We start from the raw sequence: 26885 nt of genomic DNA on the forward strand, positions 1-26885 counted from the left end.
CTTAAATGTTTACTTTAAGTTATTCTATTTTAGCAGGGGCATTTCCTTATTTGTCATGTTTAGTTGTTTTGTTTTTGCTGATTTCCCCAATAGCTCATTGCCTCGCACATATATTGCGCCAAGCCTTCCCCATATTGATCGATGTTTTTAGTGAATCGTTCATCTTGCACGTACAACTGACCTAAACCAATAAAGGCATCATAGCTATAGTTACCTATGTTATTCAATAGCTGATACCAGCGTGCAATTAACTCTTGGGTTTCCTCACTCTCTACAGGGGTGCCAATTCTTTCAGCAAGCTCAGAATAGATTTCATTCCACTGATCAGCCAGCTCTTCCTTTTGCAATAGATTTAGCTTGCCTAAGCGCTCCTTGCTTTTATCAACTGCTTGATCTCCCCATTTTTCACGAGCTTCTTGCTCGTATTGGTTAAAGTCCCACTGCAAACCTTTAAATTTTTCTTTTGGACTCATGTTAATTTCTCCTTTCATATGGGCAATTGTTCGGTCAATCGTTGCGATCATTGACTCGATTTGCCTTTGTTTTGCAAGAAGCGAGCGTCGTTGAAGCTGGAGTGCTTCAAACGTGTTGAAATTAGGACTTTGTAAAATATTACGAATGTCCTTCAAACTAAAGCCAAGCTCCTTAAAGAACAAAATAAGCTGCAGCGTCTGCAAGTTCTCTTCAGAGTACAAACGATAACCTGACTCTGTCGTACGATCGGGAACAAGCAGACCTATTTCGTCATAATGATGCAAGGTACGAATACTTACCCCTGCTATTTGTGAAACTTGTTTTACATTCATTGTGCTCACCTCTGTAACTAAAGGTTAAAGGATCACGTAACGTTAGAGTCAATACATACTTATTAAAAACTTAACAAAATATTAATTAAACATTAATTCTAAGTAAAATCAGTTGGTTAAGCTTAAACGACATGGTATGCTGAATAATGATACAGGCTTGGAAAACTATACCTAATCCTGTGGATTAATATGATTGCATATATGTTCGTTTGGTGTAGAAACAAAGGAGTAATTAGACAATGAAAGTGTTAATTGTTGAGGATGATCGAACGATAGCAACAGGACTGGAATACTCGTTGCAGCAGGAGCAATATGAGGTTGTGCTTGCCTATACTGCAAAGCAAGCAGAAGATCTTATAAGGAAACAATACGAGCAATTTACGATCTATATTTTTGATCTCAATTTACCTGATGGCTCCGGCTATGAGCTGTGTAAGCTTGTAAAGTCGCTGCATGAGGCTCCAGTTCTTTTCTTGTCAGCTGTTGATGAGGAGGTCAATATTGTCATGGGTCTTGATATCGGGGCTGATGATTATATTACAAAGCCGTTCCGCATAAGAGAATTGCTCTCACGGATGAAATCTGTGCTGCGCCGCTATCAGTTGTCTGCTCCTAATAAAAATATCATTACAATCGGTGATCTTAGTATAAACACTGCGGAAGCAAAGGTATACAAAGGGAATCAGGAAATTATATTAACTGCACTAGAATATCGACTATTGCTAATTTTTGCGAGTCATCCTGGACAAGTTTTGACACGTCATCAGCTTTTGGAACGTATATGGGATATAGCAGGAGATTTTGTAAATGATAATACGCTAACAGTATATATTAAACGACTGCGAGAAAAGCTTGAGGATGATCCTGCTCGGCCTAAATTACTCCATACAGTGAGGGGTCTAGGCTACAAGATGGGGGAATTAAGTTGATGCTGCGCAACGTTGAATTTCGTATTTATTTGTGGATTACGCTAGGTATTACATTACTTTGCTCAATTTGTGCATGGTGGCTGTTTAGCTGGAAGGCAATGCTGCTAGTCCTTGTCAGTGTGTCACTTATCTTTCTAAATTTTTATATTTACACGCGCTGGAGATACCGCCAGCTTAATGACTTGTCCGATTATTTACGTAAAATAGCTGCAGGCAACTACAGCTTTGATTTACGCGATAATCGAGAAGGCGAACTAAGCATTTTAAAAAATGAAATTTTTAAAGTGACCATGCGTTTAGTTGAGCAGGGCGAGTATTTGCTGCGGGATAAGGAACGAATGAGCGAGGCGTTATCCGATATTTCTCACCAGTTAAAAACTCCGCTTACTTCAATGGGCGTAATGCTTGATTTGCTGCAGCAGCCTAATTTGCCGCAAGATAAAGAGCGACAGTTTCTCCATCATTTAAAGCAGCAGCTTGATCGAATGGAATGGCTAATAACCGCATTGTTGAAAATCTCTAAGCTAGAGGCAGGAACCGTCATTTTTCAGCCAGAGCCAGTTAAGCTAAATGAATTGGTTAAGGAAGCACTTCAACCATTAGAAATTCCGCTTGAGCTGAAGGAGATTAACATAAAACTTCAGGGAGATGGAGAGCAAAGCATACATGTTGATAAAAAATGGACGGTTGAAGCGATACTAAATGTATTAAAAAATGCAGTTGAGCATACCCCGCACGGCGGAAATATTAGCATCAATATGTCACATAACGGATTATATAGCGAAATTACGATTCAAGATAATGGCAAAGGCATAGATAAAAGTGATTTGCCGCACTTATTTAAACGATTTTATCGCGGGAAAAATGCAAGTGAAGGCAGCGTTGGGATTGGACTTGCTATGTCATATAGTATTTTGCAGGCGCAAAACGGAAAGCTGGAAGCTAGCAATGCCTCGACAGGAGGCGCACTTTTTACGTTGAAATGGTATGCTAAGTGACAATTTAGTCACTTTACAGTCACGTGTCCGTCATTTGCCTTCAATATACTACAGTTAAATCATTGTAAATGGAGGAAATGTAATGGATATATTGAAGGTTGAAGGACTAACCAAGATCTACGGAAAAGGTGAAAATGAAGTCAAAGCATTAGATAATATTTCGTTTACTGTGAAGAAGGGCGAATTTGTTGCGATTATTGGTCCGTCTGGATCAGGCAAATCGACATTACTTCATCTGCTGGGCGGTGTCGATAAGCCTAGCTCAGGTAAGGTTTATGTTGATGGTACTGATATGTATTCGCTCGGAGAAACGCAGCTTGCAGTGTTTCGTCGGCGGCAGATCGGCCTAATTTATCAATTTTATAATCTTATTCCTGTACTTACAGTTGAAGAAAATATTACACTGCCGTTGCTGCTTGATGGTCATAAGGTGAATAAGGAAGAGCTCGATACATTAGTGAGAACGTTGAATTTGCAAAATCGCTTAAAGCATTTGCCGAACCAGCTTTCAGGCGGGCAACAGCAGCGTGTTTCGATTGGACGCGCGGTCATTAATCATCCTGCGATTATTTTAGCGGATGAGCCGACAGGTAATCTCGATAGTCAGAACAGTAAAGAAATTATGGATATGCTAGTGATGTTCAATAAGCGCTTTAACCAAACATTAATCGTCATTACCCATGATGAGCGGATCGCCTTGCAGGCTGATCGGATATTGTCAATTTCTGATGGACGCCTTGAAAAAGTTGAGGTGATCAGACCGTGAATATCGTTAATAAATTAACCTTGCGTCACATGTTGCTAAATAAACGGCGCACGCTGGTAACGATTATTGGGGTTATCATCTCAGTGGCAATGATTTCTGCAGTTTCAATGATTGGTTTATCGTTTCTTGACTTATTGAAGCGGGAAACGATTGCTAATCATGGACAGTGGCATTTGAACTATAATGATGTGCCAGCCTCTCAGCTTGATGTGCTAAAAAACAGTCCTTATCAAGATGAGCTGCTGCTTGAGCATAAATTAGGCTATGCGCCAATTGAGGAACAAGGGTTAGAGTCATCAACGTATAAGCCTTATATTTATGTTACTGAATATAATGAAGCAGCATTTCAAAAGTTGCCGATTACGTTAGTTGAAGGAAGACTCCCTCAGCAGGCTAATGAAATTGTTGTTCCTAAGCATTATATGCAATTATTGGGCGCAGGAAATGAACCAATGGGCTCGACAATTACAATAACTGTACATGATCGCATGTATTATGCGGAAGATAGCGAAGGAGCAGAGAAGGTTCCGCGTAAGTTAGGGCAAATCGATTCCATTAAGCGAGATGAGCAGGGAAAATATCTAGAAACACTGAGCAATCCAAGACAGGTCACTTATACGATAGTCGGGATTATTGAACGACTAAAAAATGAGTATGTTATTGCACCAGGATACAGCTTTGTTGCCTATTTGGATGAGCAGTCGCTTTCTGCAGATGAAAAAGTAGATGCCTATATTTATAGCGCGAAACCAGATGATCAGATTTTTACTGAAGCCTCTAGAATCGGGCAAGAGCTTGGACTAGATGAATACAATATAAACACCGATTTGCTGCGTTATCAATTTATTAGCTCAAATGACAATATTATTATTACGCTCTATTCATTAATCGGCATTATTATGGTTGTGATTATGGTCGGTTCCATATCTCTTATCTATAATGCTTTTGGCATATCGGTTGCTGATCGTTCCCGTTATCTGGGCATGCTGGCAAGTGTGGGAGCTACTAAGCGGCAAAAGCGGAATTCGGTATTGTTTGAAGGGTTAATTATTAGTGTCATTAGTATTCCACTAGGTATATTATCTGCGGTCTTAGGTTTATATGTGACCTTTACATTAATTAATCCGTTGTTTATCGACTCCTTGTCACTTGATGTTGGATTAGTATTACGCGTGAATGGCTGGGTTATCCTTATTTCGATTGCAATCAGCTTATTAACGATTATGTTATCCGTTTGGTGGCCAGCAAAACGTGCAGCACGAGTTTCGGCAATTGATGCAATTCGCCAAACGCAGGATGTGAAGCTGACGCGCAAGCAAGTAAAAACGTCAAAGTTCATTCGTAAACTGTTTGGCATTGAAGCAGAAATTGCGATGAAAAACATTAAGCGCAACAAGCGCAGATATCAAATTACAATATTTTCACTGGTCATTAGTATTGTATTGTTTTTATCTGTTTCTGCTTTAACCGATGCCTTAAAAAGAGGGCAATTTGCTGCCAGTGCAGGGGTGAATTATGATATTTCGCTTAATTTTGAAGAGCAAGATGTGAAAAAGGTTGAGCAGCTTATTCAAAATGAGCTGATCCAGGAATATAACATCATTTACAGCTTTGGAAGCGAAAGCAAAGTTCCGCTTAAGCTACTGCCTGAATCCGCGGTACGAGAAATATATCCAGAAGAGATTCCGCCAGTGGATACGATGCATATATCGGTTATTCTATATGCTCTTGAGGATGAACAGTTGAAGAGGATTGCAGCAAATTCTAATGTTGATGCTGATTTGCTATTCGATACCGAATATCCGCAAGGAATTCTCTATAATGTTAATAACTATTTTAGCTCGAAGAAAAAAAAGTATATAAGTGAAAAAGCGTTGCTGCAAACGAGCGATGTCATTTTGTCATTAAGAGAGTGGGTTGCTGTTGAATCAGAATCAGATGATGAAACGCAATATGAAGAGAAAGAGCTCGGCAGCATTGAGATTGTTGGCAGCAGCGAGGAAGCGTCTTTAGGGGTCGTTCGCGGAAAATATGGACCATCGGGAATAGTTATCTATGTCAGTCATGCAACGTTGCAAAAAATTGCGAGTCAAAGTGACGGTTATATCCGCAAAAATATATATATGAACAGCGATGACCCTATGGAACTAGAGAAAGAAATTCGCGAAAATCATGATTTTGCTGATTATGCTATCCATAATGCCTATCAAAATAGGCAGGAGGAGTATGGAATAACAATTATTCTAAATGTGTTCTCCTATGGCTTTATCATCTTAATCACTCTAATTTCTATCGCTAACATATTAAATACAATTTCGACAGGCATTCAATTAAGAAAACGAGAGTTTGCAATGCTGCGATCGATAGGTATGAGTGAAAAAGGGTTTTATAGGATGATTAACTACGAAAGTATTTTATATGGTATAAAATCTCTAATGTACGGACTTCCGATAAGTGCCTTTATTATGTATCTGATTTATCGTGCGATGGCGAGAACAGCCTCTTATTCCTTCCAAATTCCGTGGTTAAGTGTAGGGATTATGTTGGTAGCGCTATTTATCGTTATCGGGTTTTCAATGATCTATTCTGGTTCGAAAGTGAAAAAAGGAAGTATCGTTGAAGCGATAAAGCAGGACAACCTGTAGGATTTATTTATGAACAACAATACTAGGGGGGATTGCAGATGGCAACTGCACGGTGTAGGGAACAGCTAGAGCAATATGAGCTAATTATCTATCAGATGGCGATGCTTCTGCATCACCGCGAAGTATTAGCAACTGAAATCACTAAGCATGTTCTGCGTCAAATTTGGTGTGATCAGGAGTTTTTCGAATTAGATCCTAATAAGCAACGCAATCGACTGATTTGGCTTGTTAGCAAGCATAGCGCACAGCTTGTTCCTGTATTATAAGCAGCAAGCTATTCAGCTGCATAACATTAAGTAAATATTGAGGCAGATTAATTTCGTAAACATCGATTAAGGGCATAGTCAAGCAAGGTGAGGAGCTTCATGATCTCATTTTGATTGAAGCTATGCCCTTTTTGCTTTGTGTCTGTTACGGATCGTTTTTGCGAAATAATGGAGTTTTTAATACTTATACTTATTATGTAAGGTTTGAGGAGGCTTATAAACAAGCTTTACGCCAATTTACTCGATCAAAGAGACCGGTTTGCTTGCTTAGCTGAGCCCAGAGCTGCTGCTTAAACTGAGGGTGGATATACTCTGGAGTTAAGAAACGCCATGACGGTCCTAATAAGGATAAGGCATCTGTGAAGTTATGGACGATAGCAGGTTGTTCCTGTTTATCTGAAAAACTGCTTCTAAACCGACAATATTCCCACTGTTCATCATCTCGCTGTCGTGCCAGCAGGCCGATCGTACCTGCAGAGCCTCTTACTCGCAAAATGGTTTGCCATTCATTGATCATTAGCGAATCCTCCTTAACCTAGTCTTCTGCTTTGATATTTTCTCCATTATAAGGCATGTCTTGGAAAAAGGTTGTCGAAAGTAAAAATAAAGATCTGTCAAGTTAAAGCTATTTCTGTCAAATGAAAGTGTTTTATTAACACTTTAGTATGATCCGGCAATAAATATGGTAGGATAAAGAAAAGTACGCAATACGAACATGTCATGCTTACATATGTAGTTTACAAATTTTCAAAGAGGTGAAGTTGAATGATGAAGGAAAGGGAGCAAATTGAACAATACTTTACCGAGCATAAGGATCAATTTATTGAACATATTCGCCGTCTAGTTGCAATTCGCAGCGTTAAAGGTGCACCCGAAGAAGGGATGCCATATGGCAAAGGACCAGCTGAAGCATTAAAGGAAACGCTTGTTATAGCAAAGGAACTAGGCTTGGCGACTAACAACCTAGATAATATTGTCGGTACGATTCAGCTTAATGAGCATGAGACAAAGCTCGGTATTTTGGGACATGTGGATGTTGTACCAGAGGGGAAAAATTGGAGCATGCCGCCATTTGAAGGAATTGTTCGTGACGGCAAAATGTACGGTCGCGGAACAAGTGACGATAAAGGACCTGTTATTGCAGCATTGTATGCCCTAGCCGCGGTGAAAGATTTAGGCTTTCCGCTAAAATATAACGCGAAGCTGATCGTCGGTACAGACGAGGAATCAGGTATGAGTGATCTCGATTACTATTTGACCAAGGAAACACCGCCGCCTTATGTATTTACACCGGATGCTGAGTTTCCTGTAATCAATATTGAAAAAGGGGCAATTCGTACATCATTTCATGCAAGCTTCACCCCTGCCAATGCCTTGCCGCGCGTAATTATGGTCAAAGGCGGCGATACGATTAACGTCGTACCGCCAGAGGCTGAAGCGATTGTTGCAGGCTTAGAGCTGGCAGCAATTAGTGAACTAGCGTTTAACGTTACAACGGAAACAGGCGTCAATTTTGAGTTAAAGGATTTAGGGGAAAGAAAAGTGCATATTCATGCGCAAGGTGTTGGCGGTCACGCATCTACTCCAGAATTAGCGATCAATGCGTTAACGGGCTTGCTTACACTTATTAAAGAGCTGCCGTTAGCAGAAGCAGAAGGTCATCATAAGCTGCGCGGTATTCAGCAAATTTTCCCGCATAATGATTACTACGGTGAAGCGGCAGGTGTAGCAATGGAGGATGAGTTGTCCGGCAAGCTGACGATGAACTTCTCGATATTGCGCTACAATGATGAAGAAGGAAAATTGGAAGGGAAATTCGACAGCCGCTTCCCATTATGCGGAAACGAAGCAAATACATTTGACGTATTAGAGCCTAAACTTGCTCAATTTGGCTTAAAGCTTGTTCGTGGCGGCTATGAAGACCCGCATCATACTCCTGCTGAAACTCCATTTGTGCAGACATTGCTGCGTGTATATGAGCAGTATACTGGAGAAAAAGGCGAATGTATTGCAATTGGCGGCGGTACCTATGTGCATGATATTGAAGGCGGCGTAGCTTTCGGACCAGCAATGCCTGGGGTAGATACGCGGATGCATAGCAATGACGAGTTTATTATTATTGATGATATGTTAAAGGCAGCACAAATCTATGCTCAAGTTATTGTTGAGCTATGCGGAGAAAATAGTCCATTGTAATTTGCAGCATTGGATGGTAGAGAGTTGTTTAGAGGAATAGTGGTACACTGATCGTCAAATGACGCTGACGCTTGGTGTACCTTTTTTTGTGTTTTTATTTCCAACTAACTTGTGCAAAATTATTTTACAGGTATATAATTGTCATGACAACTAATTTGAGGTGAGCGGATTGAAGGATTATCAGAGGAAGCTTTCGGCAGGCTTTTTGCTTGGAGTAGCGCATCGCAGAGTAACCGCTATGTTCCAGCAGCATTTACGTAGCTATGAAATTACGCCAGAGCAATGGTCTGTCTTATTTCATATTGTGCATGAGGAAGGAGTTATTCAAAAGCAGCTCGCAACACTAACCTATAAGGATAAGCCGACCATAACACGGATTTTGCATCAGCTCCAGCAAAAAGGATATATTGTGCGGCAGGAGGATGAGCAGGATCGTCGCTCTATGCGCATTTATAGTACTGAGCAGGGCAGGAAGCTGGTTGAAAAGACGTTGAGCTTAGAGCAAGGCGTTATTCAGGAAATGAAAAATGGAATAGGTGAGCAAAACTATAACGAGCTTATTCAAAACTTAATGCGATTAAATGATTACTTAAGTATTGTGAAACTCGAGGATGAAGAAAAAAGCTTCTAGAGCTTGGCGATGGAAGGGAGAGACACCATGGGAGAAGTAAATACAGCTACACAAGCCATGCAGCAGAAGCCTGCATTGTGGACGAAGCAGTTTGTCACATTGACACTGTCTTCGTTTCTTTTATTTATGAACTTACAAATGCTATTATCAACGTTTTCCATGCATATTAAAAGTAACCTGCATGGAGGAGATATTCAGGTCAGCCTGTCTACCAGTATTTTTGCTGCTGCAGCGATTGTAGCTAGGCTAATGACAGGTGGTTGGATTAAGAAATTATCGAGAAATGCAGTGCTAACTATCGGACTTATTATTGCCGCCGCAGCAACTGCACTTGCCGCATTGCCAGAATCCATTATGCCGCTCCTCTTGCTGCGAGCGTTATATGGTATCGGCTTTGGGATTGGCAGTACCGTTATTCCGACACTTGTATCACAAATAATCCCGATTAAGCGAATGGGAGAAGGCATCGGGTACTTTGGGTTATCTACTAGCCTTGCGATGTCGATCGGTCCAGCTTTAGGGTTATCGATTATGAAACAGATGGGGTTTCCTACCCTAGCAGTTTGCGGAGCGTGCGCCATTCTGTTTATTTTTCCAATGCTAATCTTGTCCGGCACCTATGTCCTGCGCAAGAAGCGGGATGAGTCTAGTTATAAAGAAATTAAAGGAATAGAAGCAGGAAAAGTTGAGAAGAACAAAGGAGCCAAGATCGCAGCAACAAATGAGAGTTTGTTGCAGTCTGACGGAACAGCAGCAAATCAGGATTCGTTGCAGTCTGATGGAACAGCAGCAAATCGGGCTTCGTTGCAATCTGGTGGAACAGCAGCAAATGAGAGTTTGTTGCAGTCTGACGGAACAGCAGTAAATCAGACTTTATCGCAATCTAATGAAGGAGCTATAAATCATGCATCATCTCAGCCACGCTCTGTATGGCGCTTTACAATTTGGTTTCCAGCACTGCTTAATGTTCTGCTTTCCGTTACCTATAGTGGTATTTTAAGTTTTATTGCCGTTTATGGAGAGGAACGACTGCTTGCTCAGGTTGGATTATTTTTTATGTTTAATGCAATTGCTATTTTAATTGTACGACCATTTGCGGGAAAGCTTTTTGACAGAAAGGGACCGCTGCTTGTACTAATACCAGCAGCGTTATTTGTCATTGTAAGTATATGGGTGCTTTCCTTTGCCGATCGGATGTGGATTTTGCTTGTTTCAGCACTTCTGTATGGAACAGGCTTTGGTTCAATTCAGCCAACCTTACAGGCATGGATGCTGCGTTCCTCTAATAAGGAAGAATACGGGAGTGTAAATGGAATATTTTATAACTCTACCGATGTCGGTGTTTCACTTGGGGCAATGATTCTTGGTGTTATCGCTTCAATGACCTCATATATTATGATGTATCGTTTATCTTCCGTCTTTATGATCGTCTTTGTGCTGGCAATGATGATGATGATCGGAAAATCGAAAACGGCGAAGTAATTTCATTTGAGCCTAGTAATCCAATGTAGGATCTGTATGCAGAATCGTCTATAATAGATGGATATAGCAAATTTACAGGAGAACGGATGAAAGAGGACAAAATGATGACAGAGCAACGGTCCAAAAAAGAAGTAAAACAGATGAAAAATAAAACAGCTGGCGGGACTCAAACTGGGAGTAAGCCCTTTGCAGCAGGAAAGCATAAACATGCTAAAGCGCTGGAAGCAGAAAGCAAACAAGCGGATGTAAGCAACGCCAACGATCCTGTTGCAGCAGTTCAGCAAAAGCGAGCGCAAGGCAATATGCAAGGGATGAATGATAGCACAAATAAGCAGAAGCTAAGTACTAAAGCAAATAAGCAAAAGCAAAGTGCTAATGCAAGTAAGCAAAAGCTAAGCGCTAATGCAAATAATCAGATGCTGAGCACTAATGCAAGTAAGCAAAAGCTAAGGGCTAATGCAAATAAGCAAAAGCTAAGCACAAACGCAAATAATCAAATGCGAAGTACTAGCGCTATTAAGCGAAAGGGATCAGGGCAAAATAGTCATTCCTCCGCAGAAGACGTGGTTGTTGGAGAGCGTATCGTTGTAACGATTAAGCGAATCGGCATTAATGGTGAGGGTGTCGGCTATTATAAGCGCAAAGCAGTGTTTATTGAAGGAGCGATTACTGACGAAGTTGTAAAGGCTAGAATAACAGCAGTCGAACGTTCTTATTTACAAGCAGAACTAGTGGAGATTGAGAAGCGTTCACCATACCGTCAGGAGCCTCCTTGCCCAGTGTATGAGCAGTGCGGCGGCTGCCAATTGCAGCATATGAGCTATGAGGCTCAATTAATAGCCAAAGAAGAAATTGTACGTGAGGCGTTTAATCGTTATACCGATGTGAAGGAGCTACCTTTGCGTCCAATTTACGGGATGGAGCATCCTTGGCATTATCGCAATAAAGCGCAATTGCAGCTTGGCTGGCAGCAGGGGGAAAAGCAGCAGCTTGTAGCGGGGTTATATGCTGCTAATTCCCATAAACTTATTGATATTAGTGAATGTACGGTACAAGAAACAGCAATTAATGAAGTATATAAAAATTTAAAACCGATCTTAATGGAGCTAGAGATAGAGCCATATGATGAGCGGACGCGCAGTGGCTGTGTGAAAACAATTGTTGTGCGTATTGCTAAAGCTAGCGGAAAGCTGCAGCTTACCTTTGTGACTGCAACGGACAAGCTGCCGCAGCAGCGACTCCTGGTGCAGCGAATTCGTACAGCTTTGCCAGAGGTTATTACGATTGCCCATAACATTCATAAGGAACGCAGCTCGGTTATCTTTGGTCCGAAAACGAACATCCTTTGGGGTGAGGAGCGTCTGCCTGAAACATTGGGCAGCATTCAGTTTGCCCTATCGCCAAGGGCATTTTTTCAGTTAAATCCGACGCAAACCGTTAAGCTGTATGATGCGGTTAAGGAAGCTGCCGAACTAACGGGCAAAGAGCTTGTTGTTGATGTCTATTGCGGCACAGGTACGATTAGTCTATGGCTTGCGGAGCAGGCGAAGGAAGTGCGTGGGGTAGAAATCATTGCAGAAGCGGTTGCTGATGCACGCAGTAATGCGAAATATAGCGGAATCGACAATGCGTTGTTCTATGAAGGCAAGGCAGAGCAGCTAATTCCTGAATGGGTAAAGCAAGGCATCCGTCCAGATGTTATCGTCGTCGACCCTCCTCGCACTGGCCTCGACCCAGAACTAATCGCAGCCGTACTTCAAGCAAAACCGAAGCGGTTTGTTTATGTGTCGTGCAATCCGTCCACACTTGCGAAGGATTGTAAAGAGCTGCTCAGCGGCGGGTACAAGCTAGAGTGGGTTCAGCCAGTGGATATGTTTCCGCAGACGGGGCATGTGGAGTCGGTTGTTTTGATGAAATGTAAATAGTACAGAGTCTGAAAGCCTTGATTTTACTGGGTTTATTCAGTAGAACAGGCTTTTAGTTTTATATATAACAGTGTTGTTTTTGTATCGTTGATGTGAAATTGATGTGAAAAATGATTAGATTAGCTGTGAAAAGAAGATATTTCGACATGATCAACAGTAACGGTATGGGCATGGGCTACTAAACTTTACATGCTCAAAATTGAGAGTGCAGTAGTACAGTCATGTTGGTAAAAGAGCATACGAAAGAAAACAAGATGCCAGCTATTAACTTCCAGCATCTTGTTTTTTCGTTTTGTCATTATTCAGGAATAGTACTTCAAATTTATCTGCTGCAGCTTGATCGGCTGACCGCAACGCATGCCCGTAGATGTTCATTGTTGTGGTAATGTCACTATGTCCTAGCCTTTCAGATATTACTTTTGCATGCACTCCTTGATTGATTAGCAGCGTAGCTGATGTATGGCGCAGATCATGGAAACGAATAGGGCGCAAGCCAGCTCGTTTTAAAAATTGCCTGAACCACTGGTAGGGTCTTTCGTGATGAAATGCTGTACCGTCTGCATGTGAGAATACAAAGTTCCATTCATTACCGTTCTTATCACGATTATTGTAGGCATCTCCCATCTTATCGCGTTCTTTAACACGATATAGATAATATTCACGCAATTCATTAAGGACAGAATTCGGTAAGGAAATGAGACGACTTGATTTCTTTGTCTTAGGCTCTTTAACAATAACCTCTCCTTTAAGAGCATGTACGAGAGATTGACGTACATCAATTGTACCGTTTTTCCAATCTATATGCTTCCATTCTAACCCCAATAGCTCTCCTCTACGCATTCCAGTGGTCAATGCAAGTGTAATCATCATTCGCCAGTGGTAAGGCTCTTTCTGTAAGGCTACAAGCATTTGTTCTACTTCATCCTTATCGTATGGAACAACCTCTTTATAAGTTACTTTTGGCTTTTTTACCGTTTCCACAGGATTTACTTTAATAAGTTTCCACTCTACAGCTCTACTAAAGATGTTTTTCAATATACGGTGAGCCATTTCAAGAGATCCTGAAGATAATTTACCACTTTCACGATCTCCGCGAGCACCTTCCTGGCTGAGATGTTCCATGAAATCAAGTATATGCAGTGGCTTAATTTCATCAAGTTTCATATGACCGAAAAAAGGGAGGATTCGTGTTTTTAAATTCGATTCGTAATTGATTATGGTCTTAGCTGCTAGTTGTTTTTCAGCATATTTACTACGCCATTCCTTTATAAAATCTTCAAACTTCATCTTTTGCGGTGCAATGTATAGCCCTGCTTCCACTTCTTCTTTGAACTTCATGTATTCAGCCGTTAGATAGTCATTAAGCTTCTTTGTGGTCTTTAGTAGTGCCTGGTCGGTTATAGTAATCGTTTTAGTTTTGCGGCCGTACTTCTTGTCTGGCCCAAGTCCTGTGTATACAGTGAAAAACCATGAATTTTCACCACGTTTTTGAATGTTCAGCTTTTGACCTTTAGCCATTTTGGATCACCTCACTAATGTTTTTACTATATAGATTAATAATTATTCTTGATTGAGATAATTAGGGAGCAATGCTTTAATAACGTTATTTACTTGTTCAGATTCTTTACTGGATAACTCATAACCATTAAAAATAATCGGATCTTGAGATATAACTTCAAATAAATCATTGTATGATTCTGACATTTGGGTGCACTTTAGCAGAATAAATACTAAACCAAACAATTGTGCCTGTTTATTATTCTTAACATCAACTGTAAAAGCAATTTTTCCTAAACTAAAAGGCAAAGAGTTGAATAATTCCATTTCACTTACATTACCACCATTTTTGTAAGTAATAAAATTCCATAAAAACGATTCTAAGGATTTATCTAACTGATCAGAATTTTTTAATTCATCAACAAGACTCTCTATAAGCCTTATAATTAGAACATTTAAATTCAAATCTCTATTGGGTTGATTATCCTTCAATAGGAATTCAATTATGTTTGAATGAGTGTGAGTACTATCGATATATCCAGCTGCTAACAACAAAGATCCATTTGGGATTCCTAACCCTAATGCAAGTTTATTGAGGGTTTCTATTTTAGGTGTTTTTCTATTCCCGTTTTCTAAGTTAGAAATATAAGATTGTGATAATCCTGATAATTCAGCCAACTGACTAGTAGTCAATCCTTTCTCTTTTCTCTGTTCCTTAATGAAATTTGCAAACCACATATTTTGATCCAAAACTATTCACTCCATTTCAACGTCTTTTGTTCACATTATAAATCATTTTTAATTCAAATGAAATAAAAATATTGACAAAAGAATTAATTGAAGTTTATCATATAGTTAATCCAAATGAATTAAATATTTCAAACAGAATTAAAGGGGGTGCTCAAGATGTTTGTGTGTTTGAAGGACCTTAATAAACTTAACATACTAATGATAAAAAAAGGGTTCAACAAAAGCAGTTTTGCACAAGAGTTACAAATTTCCAAGTCGACACTGACTAATATAGCTAAGGGGGAACGTAATCCAAGTCCCAAAGTAGCGAAGAGAATAACGGAATTATTAGAGGTTGATTTTGATGACATTTTTGAGATCGTAACTAACGAAAAGGGAGATGAAAAAAATGAACAAGATCATTGTTAAGTCAGTTCCAGAAACATGCGGTATTTTTGCAAAGTTGAATGAGGATAATTTAACTTACGATTGCTACATACGTGTAAATGATGAGGAATTCGAATACCTTCACACGATGAGTTATCAGTTATTTTCTATCTACCTAAGGCTTCTATCTCAGGCAAGTTTAAAAACTAAAGATTTGTTTTTTATTGAAGGCAAGATTAAGTTATCTCAATTACGAAAACATGCAGGTCTTAGTTTGAAAGAAGCCGGATTGAAAGGAGGAATGGATCCTAGAACTTTAAAACGATGGGAATCTAATTGCGGCAAAGCTCCAGCTTGTAGAATGTTTATTTATCTAACGACTGTCTATGGTTGTTCTTCTGATCTGTTGTACATAGGAGAGGTTCAAGAACAAGCAATATAATCTCAAAATAGGAGTGGTTTATGTTATGGAAAAGATCACATTGGAAGTCAAGGAAGTTGCTCAGATGTTGGGTGTATCAGTAGGCACTATTTACACAATGGTTCGACTTAATGAAATTCCTCATTTGAGAATCAGAGGAAGAATTCTCTTTAATCGTAACGTGATTGAGGAATGGTCTAAAGGTTCATATTCGACTGTTAATGCGTGATATATGGAAAGGAGCGGTCAACTATGACATTAGAGCAATTAGCTAGATTATGGTTTAATCGTCCCTTACAACATGCGGTTATCGTTAAAAATATCGTGAGGGTTTCAAGGAGGAATAGCCCATGAATTTTAGTAAGCGCGCTGTATGGTTAGCTGTTAACTCAGAGCATGGAGATCGGCTTGTGGAGATTGCTCAAGAGCATTTGAAGCTTGCTAATGCGTTATCTCCTAGACCACATCTTGTTATGGATGCTGCTGAGCTGAAAGCTTATGAATCAATTAAGGAGCGCTCATTGACACGTATCAATGAATTACGCATGGAGAGAAATGCAATCATTAGTCGTTTCGTAGGTGTGTAATGTAAGCAACACAATAATTAAATGCTTTATACGAAAGCGGTGATCCAGTGGCATTTGTAAAAGTTGATAGAAGTATTGTAGATCACTGGATATACCAGGATGCAGAATACTTCAAAGTATGGTTTGAAATGTTGTATCGAGCTAGGTACTCAGAAGAACCGACTAGAGAAATTATTAATGGTGAACTGATAACTTTAAATTACGGTGAGTTTGTTTTCGGGAGAAAAAGTTGGTCTGAACGACTTAATATAAGTGAACGAAGAATTAGGACTTTAATAGAGTTATTAAAAGCAGAAGGAATTATAGAGGTTGTTTCGACTCATAACAAATGTACTATCTATCGCATTAATAATTTATGTAGTACTGACCACCAAGAAGTCCATGAAGGGCAAGGGTTTAGGGATTTAGACGACCACCGCGCGACCACCGCGCGACCACCTAGAAGAGCTGAAAACGACCATCGGAGCGACCAACAGACCGACCACCGAAGTGACCACCAAGAACTTCAATATTATCAAAGGTTTGAAGGTATTAGTGACCATCGAAACGACCTTCAAGCTGACCATCGAAGCGACCAACAGACGACCACCGAAGCGACCACAAAAGAAGAAAGTAAAGAAAGTAAGAAAGAAAAGAATAAAGATATATATATTATCGTGCAATACCTCAATGAGAAAACAGGCAAAAGATTTTCACCTGAAACTAGCGATACAGTCAAACATATCAATGCCAGATTAAGAGAAGGCTTTACGGTAGATGATTTTAAAACAGTTATTGATAACAAGGTTAGGGATTGGATGCATAGTCCTACAATGAAACAATATTTACGACCTAAAACATTATTCAGTCCTAGTAATTTTGAAGGATATTTGAATCAAGGAGGGACAAGCCATGAAAAAAGCAATAGAAGCCAGCAATTTAATGGACGAGATCAAGAAGCGAGTGAGTTTGCTTACCTCAACAGAAATAGCAAAGTCGAACCAATCTCAGACGAAGAACTCGCAAATGCAGGAATCTTTTGAATGTATGGAATGCAAGGACGAAGGCGGCAAGTTAGTAATCAATGATGAAGGTTACGAAGTTTGGCGGTTTTGCAGCTGCATTGAACAGAAGCGTATTAAGCGACTAATGGCATTTAGTAACATATCGGAGGAATTCAAAAAAAAGACCTTCAGCAATTTCCAGCATGAAGGTTTAGCAGAATGCGTCTCACAAGCCCTTACAATGGCTCGTAATTACGTTATAAAGTTCTCTGAGATAAAAGATACTAGGGAGAACAGTATAGCCCTTCTAGGACGCCCTGGGAGCGGTAAGACACATCTGCTTATGGCGGTGTCTAACAATCTTCTAGCAAGAGGGGTCGAAGTTAAATACTTCCCTTGGGTAGAGGGGTTCAATTCAATTAAAAACGACCTAACCTTGCTAGATGAAAAAGTGAAAGTGTTACAAAATGCTGAGGTTCTATTCATAGATGACATGTTCAAAGGTCGAAAGGAACCTACAGACTTTGAAATACAGCAGTTATATGGAATCATAAATTACCGTTATACCCATAATAAGCCGCTGCTAATAAGCTCTGAGAAAAGTATAGCACAAATCTGTGTGTTTGATGAAGCAATTGGAAGCAGAATTAATGAAATGTGTAAAAATTATATGGTTCATCTTAAAGGTGGGAAAGAATTGAATTACAGACTAAGAACGGAGTAGGTACTACATTTAATAACGCAGTAACTACGGAGGGAAAATATGTTCTGTGTAATTCAAAAAATCACCAATAAGAAGCCTAACCTAAACGGAGCTTATAAAGAAATAATCTCAGATACTTTCTCTATCACCTATAACGGTAAAACAACGACAAGATACAAGTATTATTACGGTGGAGAACGCTTTGAACGACCCAATAAAACCGCTTATAAGATCATGATTCATAAAAGCTATCGTGAAAATGGTAAGGTCAAGAAAAAGCAATGGGTAATCTGCACCGTAGGATATTATGACTTGATAGATTACGGGGTTAGCGATTGTGTTAATTATAGTATGCTGGAAGAAAAGCTAACTGAAATGGGGATTGACGAAGATACACTATGGGAGTTGATCTATGAGAAGCTTGATCCGCTAATTGAGCGAGTAAAAGCTGAGTTTAGCATGACTGAAGAGTATCAAATGCAACAAAGGCACAAGCAACTTATAGCAGATTATGAGCAGCGCAAGAAGGAATTTGAAAGTAAATATGGTGTAGATACCTACGAATATTGTTACGACTTCTACGGAGAGCTTAAAAATCCTGAATACCTAGAATCTTTGGAGGAAGCACTAAAGCAGCGTGAACAATATCGAGAAAGTAGTTACCGAAGCCAATCCAGTAGTAACTACAATTATGAAAGCTTCTTTAATAGTAGTTACTCTAATTCAAAACAAAGTACCTACACAGAAGAGGAACGAGTTTTGCTTAAAAAAATAGTTAGAACTCTTACAAAGACATATCATCCAGACATTACAAAAGATGATGGTGAAATGATGAAACTCATTAACAAATTAAAAGAGCAATGGGGGATATAAAAATTATAAAGGTGGCAAAAGTATGGTTCTTAGTCAAACGAATAATTTTAAGCGGGCAAGTCCTGATATTATGCTGCTGAATGTTGTCAATGGTACCAATCTATATAAGTGTAGGTGCTACAAATGAGATATGACCGACTAATGAGAAAAGAATTAATGGCGTATATGGTGTTAGTTTCAATCGTACAGGAGTTAGAAGAGGAAAGCGAATCGTTAACAGATAGCTTTTATGTTGCATCAAATTACGGTCGTATCGGCTCAAGAAGCACTAAAATGACCTCTTCAGTAGAATCCTCTGTAATTTGGATGGACGGGAGAGAAAAGAAACTCAAATATATTCAACTAGCTCTTATTCCTTTGAAAAATGCAATAAATAGCTTAGAAGAGCACGAAAAGCAGCTTATTAATTATTTATACCTATCTCCTTTTCATTCTGAATTTGATCGCATGAGCTACACCGATTACCAATTTGAGGAGTTGAAGTATCGTGTAATGATTAACTTGTATCTGAATTATAGAAGGGAGTTGTTAAACAAACCTAACTTTATGTTGTTACATGAGATTACAAAATTATTGCGGTATGAGACGGAGCATTTCAACGAAGTTCTTGGAAGTGTGTTTAATGAGTAATTCGCAATAAGGTAACTGACCATAAAAGGTTATTTAGCTTATGACATGAATACCAGATTAGTTATCTGAATTTTCAAAAAAAAGGAGTGGTGATAGTTGATGATGAGAAGGCAAGACGCTTTCCGAATGAGCAAAAAATTAGATTTCAAAAACGCTGCAATCAACAATCAGAAGATAATGAGTGTTCAATACAACGCTGAAACTAAAAAAACTGATCTAGTTTTATATGGGGTAATCGGTCCCGAAGAATGGGAAAATGCGATTTCTGTAAAGGATGTTGAGCATTCATTGAAATCAGCTAAAGGTGATTTAGTGGTATATGTCAATTCGCCTGGTGGAGATACGCAAGAAGGCATTGCGATCTATGAATGGCTAATGAATTACAAGAAAACCAAAAAGTCTAGCATCGAAGTCATTGTTAATGGTCACGCTTGCTCTGCTGCATCCGTTATAACAATGGCTGGAGATAAGATGAAAATGGGTCTTGGTTCGTTGCTCAAATTGACTAACGCTTATTCAATCATTGTGGGTACAAAACAAGATATACGTAAAGCCGCGGTAGAGTTAGATAAGCTAGATCAACAAGTCATTGATATTTACATGACTAAAGCGAAAGTTTCTCGCAATGAATTAGTTCAAATGATGGAAGATGAAACATGGATCAATGCTAAAAAAGCATTAGATATAGGATTCGCAACAGAATCCCAACAATAACCCAAACAGGAGTGAAGAGTAATGAAAAAAGTAAAGTTAATTAACCCTAATCAGTTTTTCGTCGAATCAAGAAAAGCAATTAATGCTGCATTAGATACTGAACAAGCTCTATATGCAGAATTGCCTAAAAAGGAAAAGTTGCAATTGATCAGAGAAAGAAAGAAGGTGACGACTTCACAGGAGGAGTATGAAGAAATTGAAAAGCTGGAGAAGATACTGGAAAAAGAAATTCAATTTTCTAAGCCTATCCCACTTGTTCCAAAAGAATATAGAACATTAATTAAGCGTAATATCAAGGTTGAAAGTGAGGAGCATAAGAAGCATTTAACAAAAGTTATAGACGAACTAAAAGAGCAATTGCCTTATTTGCAGCATGTTCTAAAACCGTTGCTACTGAATTTAAGTCAGTTAACCAGCCTTGGTATCATCCCAGCACATGTGGACAAAGTTCTTAAAACTGAATTTATATATGGAAAAAGCCACTCCCATTCAGCGGGATATGTGATTAAGAATATGGGTGTGCAATCGGATAAAGAAAGTATTGAATCATTGAATACATTAATTAAAGCTATACAGGAGCTTAAATAGGGGGAATGAAAATGTTTGAATTTGAAAAACAAATTATGAAACGTGAAAACCGCTATCCGATGGTTGGTTATCCATACAAAGTAATACCTAAAACTGAAAAGGCAAAAATGTGCTTTGCAAAATTTGTAGCTCCGCATGAGGTAAGTTCAACTGCCGTAAATACGAAAAAATTTATTGATAAGTATATGGATTTATCTCGAGAACCATTTGAAGGTGTGATTGATTTTTATGCTGATATGAACGAGCATGAGATCGAAACAAACGGAAAATATCGTATTCTAGTGAAGTTAGGGGAATACGGAGTGCCAGGTATTGAATATTCAGATGAAAAAGGATTAAAACAACGAGTATCGTTAAATCCTTTGAAAAATGGTGAAGATTATGTAATTGAATTTGGTCAAAGAATCACATATACCACACCTCGAACATTAAGTTTTGATGATATTAAAGCTCTGTAGTTAGAAAGCGCCCCTACCATTTATAAATCATTTATATTTTGGTAGGGGTATCAAGAACATGAAAATTATAAAGTTGAGGTGTTAAAAGATGAGTAATGGAGCACATATCATTGTTTATGATAAAGAAATGAACAAAGTTGCTTTCTTAGAAAGTGCATACGGTATTGGTTATGAAATGCCATTTAATTCATTGTGGAGTGCTAGCTTTACGCTTCCAGCAACGGACGAAAAGAATAGTGAGTGTAAACCGTTCAATTTTATTGAGATTTATGATAATGGCGAATATATCGGCATTTTCCGTATATTAAGCAGCCAAACGAGCAGAGGGAATGACGGACTAACAGCAATTACTTACCGTTGTGAGCATGTACTCGCAACCTTACTGGATGATATTCTATTCCAATATCACACAGTGGGTGGAACAGATATTACAACTGGGGATGTAATAGCATATCTCCTTAGTAAGCAGTCAGTAACACGCTGGCAGCTTGGTACATGCGATTATAATTACGAGTTTGAATATACATGGGAAAACAATAATCTGCTAGGAGCATTATTCAGCGTGCCCAAGCCGTTTTTAGACGAATACCAATGGACATGGGATACACAGACATATCCTTGGACATTAAACCTTGTACAAGCTCCTGAGGGCGTAGAAGCGTATATTCGTTATGGTATGAACATGCAGGGGATAAGCAAGCAAGTTGATCCAACTGACTTGTGTACACGACTATATTGTTTAGGCTATGGAGAAGGGGTTAATCAGCTAACGATTAGTGACGTTAACGGAGGATTGCCCTACATAGATAGCGATACAATTCCTCAATATGGTTTAGCTATTAAGACTTTTATAGATCGCAGCATCGAGAAGCCTGAAATCTTAAAGGCAAGAGCACAAGTATTGCTTGAACAATCTAAACATCCTCGTATCGCTTATAGTGTGGATGCTTCTGAATTATATTCTATGACGAAGGATACGATAGATAAATTCAAAACGGGTACACAGGTACGAGTGATTGACGAGGAATTAGGCATTGATATAATTTCAAGGGTAGTTAATTATTCCAAAGGTGATATGTTAGGAAATCCATCGGCTGTAAGGCTGGAGATAGCCAACAAAACACAAGATATTGCATCTAGTTTAGCTGATCTTGAAAGCAGACAGCGAATAAATGAAACCCACGCACAGGGAGCGACCAACGTCAATAACTACAACCTAGCAGAAAACTGTGACCCAACACATCCAGCAGTGTTTAAGATATGGATTCCTTCCGAAGCAGTTAGAATTAATAAGGTATTGCTGACGTATGAAAATGAACCATTCAGAGCCGACAGCAAGGCAACGTTAGGCGGTGGAGGAGAGGCGGTGACTTCTACCAGTGAAGGGGGATTTATCGGCGACACTGCGGGGAATGAAACGGATGTAGATGGTATAGTTCACGAATCGTTATGGAGAACAACCACAACTCCAAGGGATGGAGACGGTACGGACCCAAACCATGTACACAAGATTCCTCCGCATAAGCATAGAGTAGTTATCCCTACTCACAATCATACAGTAACATATCCTGAACATGTACATGATATAGAGTTTGGTATTTACGAAGGACCAAAAGCAACAGCAACTGGTTTATTTGTAGATGGTAATTTAGTACCTGGTTCAAACGCTAGTGCGACAAATTTTGATATCGTGGACTACTTGGAGCTTGACGAAGAAGGCAAGGTAAAGAGAGGGCATTGGCACACTATTGAACTTGTACCGAACACTCTCAGCCGAATTGTAGCTAATGTTATGGTTCAGTTTTTCGTTAACTCTCGTGGTGGCGGGCAATACTAATATGATGGCAGCTCTTAGGAGCTGCTTTTTATTATAACCATTCATCAATGATTGAAACCCTTATAGAACGAATGAAGAAACAATCCAATCTTGGTTTGGTTAAATGTGAACAGATTTCTCAAACCAGCGCAATTTTTCGCTCGTTAACCTAGTGGAAAAGTGAGGTGAACGCAAAATTGCGCTCAGTAGGTTGTAAGTGAAAAGGGCTAGATAGACCGTACAGCCCTTTATAAATTAAAGAAGTATATAAGAAGTTTAATCAAGCAATCGACTCTAACCTTTTGATTCAGAAGGTTTGAAATTCGGATATTGCGAATCGCCATGACCGAAATAAAATCGGATACGGCGAATAACCGAACCCCAAACTCAGACCTTCTGATTTGGAATGACCAATTCTAATATGGCGAATCATTTATAAAAAACTTTTCCCCAGTAGATGGGGAAGGAGTGAACAGACCATGCAAGTGCTCACCTCAAATTTGAGGGAATCCCTATCGGACTAGGAGGTCATAATTTGACGATCTAGACTAAACCTAGACCGTGCGTTGTCGTCTGCTTATTTTCACTGCATTAGAAGGATTCGAGATTCAAATATTGTTTTCAGTATCTCTTCTGCTCTCTTAGCCATGTATCAAGGAATTGTTTTGTTTCTTTAGGTGGAAATAACCACTTAGAACCAACCTTATATTTAGGGAATCGTTCATCATAGAAGAACTGATTTTTAATGAAGCTCCAGCTCATACAAGTCCTTCTACATAACTCTTTTGAATCCCAAAACACTAATTCGTTATCTATTGAGTTGATTGTTTGTTTAACTTGTTCAATTACTACCTCTCTAACTTTTGCATCATCAATTGCTACCTTTAACATGCGAATCATCACCAATCTTTTTATTAAGAGTATATCTAATTCATATCTAAGTGTGAAAAAATGATTAATATTAGAGGGGTTTTATAGGAAATATTGAGTCATTAGGCTAAAAAAACATACCGCTTTATGCGTGTTTTCAAGAGTACTTTTCAATAGAAATAAGAATAAAAAGGAAAAAGTACTCCATTGTTTTTTCTAGAAACATGACCACTCGTGAGTTATTAAGGTTTATAAAAACGTTGATAATACAAGGTTTTGAAGGATACCCCCCCATCAAAAAGGTTTTGCAAATTTCTCAAACGTGGGCACCGGTGGGGGGACTCGACTGTCGAGTTTTTTTCTCGCGCGCGCGTAAGGGGGGTATTGGAAATAAATGTAATTAATCTAAGGGTAAACATGATATATTTAAGTACAATATTCTAGACAGTTGCACAAGACGATAAGAAAAGTGGTTAATATTATAGGCTCAAATTTGAGCGCATCTATACTGAAATCGAATAATACTTATACTTAAAGAGGATTTAGAGAGCACGATTTTGTGCCTTCCTTGCTTCACTTGGACTAGAACACACATTTCTAACCAGCTCAATATTGTGCTGGTTAAATAGGTCAGCCCAAAGTTGGATACCCCTTTAATTACAACCATTCATCAATTTGATGAACAGTTTTCGTATTATGGGTTAGTCAAAAAAAGACTAACAGATCATCCTCCAATATTGGAGAGTCAATCAAATTTTATTATAGGGACAGTCCAAATTGGACGATCCTAAATATTCACGCTTCCATGGAGTTTGTTGAACATACGTAATAAAATACCAATCCGATCTTGGTTTGGTTAAATGTGAACAGATTTCTCCAACCAGCGGAATTTTCCGCTCGTTAACCTTGGGGGAAGTGAGGTGAGCGCAAAATTGCGCTCAGTAGGTTGTAAGTGAAAAGGACTAGATAGACCGTACAGTCCTTCAACAAGTGTGAAGAAATGTACAGTTGTTAGACGTCTCCCCAAAGTTGGCGACACCTCCAACCGAATCTCGGGAATCGGTATGACCTAACAGACCAGGAGGTCATAAGATAAACCTTCCAATGCAGCACTAAGCTGCTTCTTTTTATACTCAGTTACCGTAACATACATAATCTTAGGGAAATACCCATATTTAGTTTGAAATATATTCGATTGCTGGAGCTCCTTATAGAGCTCTATTTTCTTTCTATTAGCTTGCATGGATTGAGTATTGTCTATTTCAAGGAAAACAAAACGGCCTTCAAGCTTAAAAATCGCATCAGGAATTATTGTTTTTTGTCCAAACTTAATAGGAAATTCAGCCTTCCAGTAGCTAGGACGGTACTTTATATATACATCATTCCTCATCAAGAAATGCTGCACTAAATTAGTACGTTTTCTAACGATATTAGAGCCTATTTCCTGCCTTCCTTTAGCAGATAGGTAATAAACCATTTCATCGAGCTGGAAGGACTGCAAATAGTCGCTCATGTCGTTTAAAATGCGGTTAGTATTACGTCTACCTCCTAAGTTATGGAGTCGTTGTATCTGTGAAGTTGTTAAATAACCTAAGTCATTCAAGCTCGTCAATATTGCTATCCATCGTGCTTGTTTTAACAGCGTTCTGCTCATGTATAACACCTTCTATCTTGTTGGTAATAGGTTGACACTCATAAGACTTTAGAAGCTCTCTAGCGGTCTTGTAGGGCAGATAAAAGGATTGTACTGTAACGTCATGAGCTTGTTGGAATATTGCTCTGCCTGGTACATCGGGAAGATCGGCAGCATTATTAGAATCTAATATGATGCGTGATTGAGTAGCGTCTCTTGTACGAAAACAAATAGACGTTGCAATGTTGGTTTTAATCAATCCATCGACTATACTTGCATCAGGTCTTTGAGTACAAAGTATAAGCGTTACAGCAGCAGCTCTACCCTTTGCGCTTATATTTGTGAGTTTTGCTTTAATATTTGCCTTTAGTGCTGCAACAGGATCTTTAGAACGTGCTTTAAGGTCTGCTAATTCATCAATTACAAATAAAATTCTTTGACCTTCCCATTGTTGACTGCCATTTCTCTCCATAATTTCATATCGTCTAATCATTTCATTTTCCACCATATCTGCTACACGTTGTAGATCATATATGGTTGTAGCAAAGGCTTTCGTATGTTGTAAATTTTTGAATAAATTCAGTTCTGTACCGCCTTTTAAATCTGATAAATAAAGAGCGATATTTGTATTCCCAACAAGCTGGGAAAGAATAGAACGCAATAGAACCGACTTGCCGCCACCCGAAATACCACCAATTAGCAACGATGGGTAATTACCAGCTACATCATAATAGACCGTTTCAAGTCTTTTATTCACCCCTATAGCGACTTTGTAGTCATTCCGTTGCTTTATTTGTTCAAATGGTATGGACTTGGGTAATTCCTGTTGAAATACATCAATAATCAATCCTTTATGCCAATAAATATCAACGTCATAACGTAAAGCTTCTGATATGGCTTTTGATTGCTCTATGACCTTATGAGAGCTTAGTCCAGTAGGTAAGGAACATAATAAGCGTGTGCCCCAAGGATAGTCGATCTGCTGATTGATAAGCGGATAGAGCATCTGCTCCCCTTGCTGTATGCCTAACTTTAGATTCTTGAATGCAGCGTTAAGCGTAGGAGTTAAGTTTTTAGAAGAAGAGTGAGAAGAAAGAAGAACAGACGATAAACTCACAACACTGCCCAACACTAACCCAGCTCCAATAACAGACAATGTAAACATAGATTTTCCTCCAAACCAAAATAGTTCTTTCACGAAAGCAGAAGGAAATAAAGAAAGCTCTAAGCCTTGATATAGCAGCAATTGTAATATTCCTCAAGAATGTTCTAGGCTAGAATGAAAGCTGGAATGGTAAATGGAATAGTAAAAAGAGGAAATTTAAAAGGGATGTGGAATAGTAACTGGAATA

General features: G+C 39.0%; 28 protein-coding genes. 21 read left to right on the top strand and 7 right to left on the bottom strand.

Annotated features, from left to right (window positions below; genetic code table 11):
• Positions 1-59 precede the first annotated feature (59 nt).
• Complete coding sequence (locus AC2TDL_RS12170; protein WP_484701157.1) at positions 60-806, bottom strand: MerR family transcriptional regulator; 747 nt, start codon at positions 804-806, stop codon at positions 60-62.
• Positions 807-1045: 239 nt separating this feature from the next.
• On the opposite strand from AC2TDL_RS12170, the gene AC2TDL_RS12175 reads away from it, so the two are divergent.
• The 5 genes from AC2TDL_RS12175 (at position 1046) to AC2TDL_RS12195 (ending at position 6410) form a co-directional block, all read left to right on the top strand.
• Positions 1046-1735 carry a response regulator transcription factor gene (locus tag AC2TDL_RS12175; RefSeq protein WP_484696372.1) on the top strand — a complete coding sequence of 230 codons (690 nt, stop codon included), beginning with the start codon at positions 1046-1048 and terminating at the stop codon, positions 1733-1735.
• Positions 1735-2733, top strand: coding sequence for a sensor histidine kinase (locus AC2TDL_RS12180; RefSeq protein WP_484696373.1), 999 nt, complete (start codon positions 1735-1737; stop codon positions 2731-2733). Before AC2TDL_RS12175 ends, AC2TDL_RS12180 begins: the two co-directional genes overlap by 1 nt.
• Before the next feature lie 82 nt (positions 2734-2815).
• Positions 2816-3499, top strand: coding sequence for an ABC transporter ATP-binding protein (locus AC2TDL_RS12185; RefSeq protein ID WP_484696374.1), 684 nt, complete (start codon positions 2816-2818; stop codon positions 3497-3499).
• Positions 3496-6144, top strand: a complete 2649-nt coding sequence (locus tag AC2TDL_RS12190; RefSeq protein WP_484696375.1) for an ABC transporter permease — start codon at positions 3496-3498, stop codon at positions 6142-6144. Before AC2TDL_RS12185 ends, AC2TDL_RS12190 begins: the two co-directional genes overlap by 4 nt.
• Before the next feature lie 38 nt (positions 6145-6182).
• Positions 6183-6410 (top strand): hypothetical protein, encoded by a 228-nt coding sequence (locus tag AC2TDL_RS12195; protein WP_484696376.1) that lies wholly within the window; start codon positions 6183-6185, stop codon positions 6408-6410.
• Positions 6411-6624: 214 nt separating this feature from the next.
• On the opposite strand, the gene AC2TDL_RS12200 is transcribed toward AC2TDL_RS12195, so the two are convergent.
• Positions 6625-6927, bottom strand: coding sequence for a hypothetical protein (locus tag AC2TDL_RS12200; RefSeq protein WP_484696377.1), 303 nt, complete (start codon positions 6925-6927; stop codon positions 6625-6627).
• Positions 6928-7175: 248 nt separating this feature from the next.
• Here AC2TDL_RS12200 and pepV point away from each other — a divergent pair, with 248 nt between their 5' ends.
• The 4 genes from pepV (at position 7176) to rlmD (ending at position 12644) form a co-directional block, all read left to right on the top strand.
• Positions 7176-8606, top strand: coding sequence for a dipeptidase PepV (gene pepV, locus AC2TDL_RS12205; protein WP_484696378.1), 1431 nt, complete (start codon positions 7176-7178; stop codon positions 8604-8606).
• 169 nt (positions 8607-8775) lie between these two features.
• Positions 8776-9237, top strand: a complete 462-nt coding sequence (locus AC2TDL_RS12210; protein WP_484696379.1) for a MarR family winged helix-turn-helix transcriptional regulator — start codon at positions 8776-8778, stop codon at positions 9235-9237.
• 27 nt (positions 9238-9264) lie between these two features.
• Positions 9265-10719, top strand: coding sequence for an MFS transporter (locus AC2TDL_RS12215; RefSeq protein WP_484696380.1), 1455 nt, complete (start codon positions 9265-9267; stop codon positions 10717-10719).
• Between the two features lie 86 nt (positions 10720-10805).
• The gene (gene rlmD, locus AC2TDL_RS12220) at positions 10806-12644 is read left to right on the top strand and encodes a 23S rRNA (uracil(1939)-C(5))-methyltransferase RlmD (protein ID WP_484696381.1); all 1839 of its coding nucleotides are present in this window, start codon (positions 10806-10808) and stop codon (positions 12642-12644) included.
• A gap of 264 nt (positions 12645-12908) precedes the next feature.
• Here rlmD and AC2TDL_RS12225 read toward each other — a convergent pair whose 3' ends face one another.
• Entirely contained in the window at positions 12909-14162 is a 1254-nt protein-coding gene (locus tag AC2TDL_RS12225) for a tyrosine-type recombinase/integrase (RefSeq protein WP_484696382.1), read from the bottom strand.
• A 42-nt stretch (positions 14163-14204) separates the two neighbouring features.
• Positions 14205-14891 carry a helix-turn-helix domain-containing protein gene (locus AC2TDL_RS12230; RefSeq protein WP_484696383.1) on the bottom strand — a complete coding sequence of 229 codons (687 nt, stop codon included), beginning with the start codon at positions 14889-14891 and terminating at the stop codon, positions 14205-14207.
• Positions 14892-15047: 156 nt separating this feature from the next.
• Between AC2TDL_RS12230 and AC2TDL_RS12235 the strand changes: the two genes are divergently transcribed.
• The 12 genes from AC2TDL_RS12235 to AC2TDL_RS12290 all read left to right on the top strand — a co-directional run bounded on the left by AC2TDL_RS12235 (position 15048) and on the right by AC2TDL_RS12290 (position 23051).
• Positions 15048-15299, top strand: coding sequence for a helix-turn-helix transcriptional regulator (locus AC2TDL_RS12235; RefSeq protein WP_484696384.1), 252 nt, complete (start codon positions 15048-15050; stop codon positions 15297-15299).
• The gene (locus AC2TDL_RS12240; RefSeq protein WP_484696385.1) at positions 15280-15699 is read left to right on the top strand and encodes a helix-turn-helix domain-containing protein; all 420 of its coding nucleotides are present in this window, start codon (positions 15280-15282) and stop codon (positions 15697-15699) included. The genes AC2TDL_RS12235 and AC2TDL_RS12240 overlap by 20 nt, the downstream gene beginning before the upstream one ends.
• A 25-nt stretch (positions 15700-15724) precedes the next feature.
• Positions 15725-15907, top strand: coding sequence for a helix-turn-helix domain-containing protein (locus tag AC2TDL_RS12245; protein ID WP_484696386.1), 183 nt, complete (start codon positions 15725-15727; stop codon positions 15905-15907).
• 121 nt (positions 15908-16028) lie between these two features.
• On the top strand, positions 16029-16265 hold the full coding sequence (locus AC2TDL_RS12250) for a hypothetical protein (RefSeq protein WP_484696387.1): 237 nt from the start codon (positions 16029-16031) through the stop codon (positions 16263-16265).
• Positions 16266-16312: 47 nt separating this feature from the next.
• Positions 16313-17287: a conserved phage C-terminal domain-containing protein gene (locus AC2TDL_RS12255; protein ID WP_484696388.1), complete on the top strand. Its 975-nt coding sequence runs from the start codon at positions 16313-16315 to the stop codon at positions 17285-17287.
• A gap of 4 nt (positions 17288-17291) precedes the next feature.
• Entirely contained in the window at positions 17292-17972 is a 681-nt protein-coding gene (locus AC2TDL_RS12260) for a DnaA ATPase domain-containing protein (protein ID WP_484696389.1), read from the top strand.
• A gap of 39 nt (positions 17973-18011) precedes the next feature.
• A complete protein-coding gene (locus AC2TDL_RS12265) occupies positions 18012-18824 on the top strand; it encodes a hypothetical protein (RefSeq protein ID WP_484696390.1) in 813 nt (270 codons plus the stop codon).
• A gap of 141 nt (positions 18825-18965) precedes the next feature.
• The gene (locus tag AC2TDL_RS12270; protein ID WP_484696391.1) at positions 18966-19454 is read left to right on the top strand and encodes a hypothetical protein; all 489 of its coding nucleotides are present in this window, start codon (positions 18966-18968) and stop codon (positions 19452-19454) included.
• Between the two features lie 99 nt (positions 19455-19553).
• Complete coding sequence (locus AC2TDL_RS12275) at positions 19554-20168, top strand: head maturation protease, ClpP-related (protein ID WP_484696392.1); 615 nt, start codon at positions 19554-19556, stop codon at positions 20166-20168.
• 21 nt (positions 20169-20189) lie between these two features.
• Positions 20190-20756, top strand: coding sequence for a hypothetical protein (locus tag AC2TDL_RS12280; RefSeq protein WP_484696393.1), 567 nt, complete (start codon positions 20190-20192; stop codon positions 20754-20756).
• 11 nt (positions 20757-20767) lie between these two features.
• Positions 20768-21214, top strand: a complete 447-nt coding sequence (locus tag AC2TDL_RS12285) for a hypothetical protein (protein ID WP_484696394.1) — start codon at positions 20768-20770, stop codon at positions 21212-21214.
• Between the two features lie 88 nt (positions 21215-21302).
• On the top strand, positions 21303-23051 hold the full coding sequence (locus AC2TDL_RS12290; RefSeq protein ID WP_484696395.1) for a phage tail protein: 1749 nt from the start codon (positions 21303-21305) through the stop codon (positions 23049-23051).
• A 600-nt stretch (positions 23052-23651) separates the two neighbouring features.
• Here AC2TDL_RS12290 and AC2TDL_RS12295 read toward each other — a convergent pair.
• The 3 genes from AC2TDL_RS12295 to AC2TDL_RS12305 form a co-directional block, all read right to left on the bottom strand.
• Positions 23652-23921 carry a group-specific protein gene (locus AC2TDL_RS12295; RefSeq protein WP_484696396.1) on the bottom strand — a complete coding sequence of 90 codons (270 nt, stop codon included), beginning with the start codon at positions 23919-23921 and terminating at the stop codon, positions 23652-23654.
• Between the two features lie 1048 nt (positions 23922-24969).
• Positions 24970-25554 (bottom strand): replication-relaxation family protein, encoded by a 585-nt coding sequence (locus AC2TDL_RS12300; RefSeq protein ID WP_484696397.1) that lies wholly within the window; start codon positions 25552-25554, stop codon positions 24970-24972.
• Positions 25496-26779 carry an FtsK/SpoIIIE domain-containing protein gene (locus AC2TDL_RS12305; RefSeq protein ID WP_484696398.1) on the bottom strand — a complete coding sequence of 428 codons (1284 nt, stop codon included), beginning with the start codon at positions 26777-26779 and terminating at the stop codon, positions 25496-25498. Before AC2TDL_RS12305 ends, AC2TDL_RS12300 begins: the two co-directional genes overlap by 59 nt.
• Between the last annotated feature and the right edge of the window lie 106 nt (positions 26780-26885).

This window comes from Paenibacillus sp. plas6 (assembly GCF_057221655.1).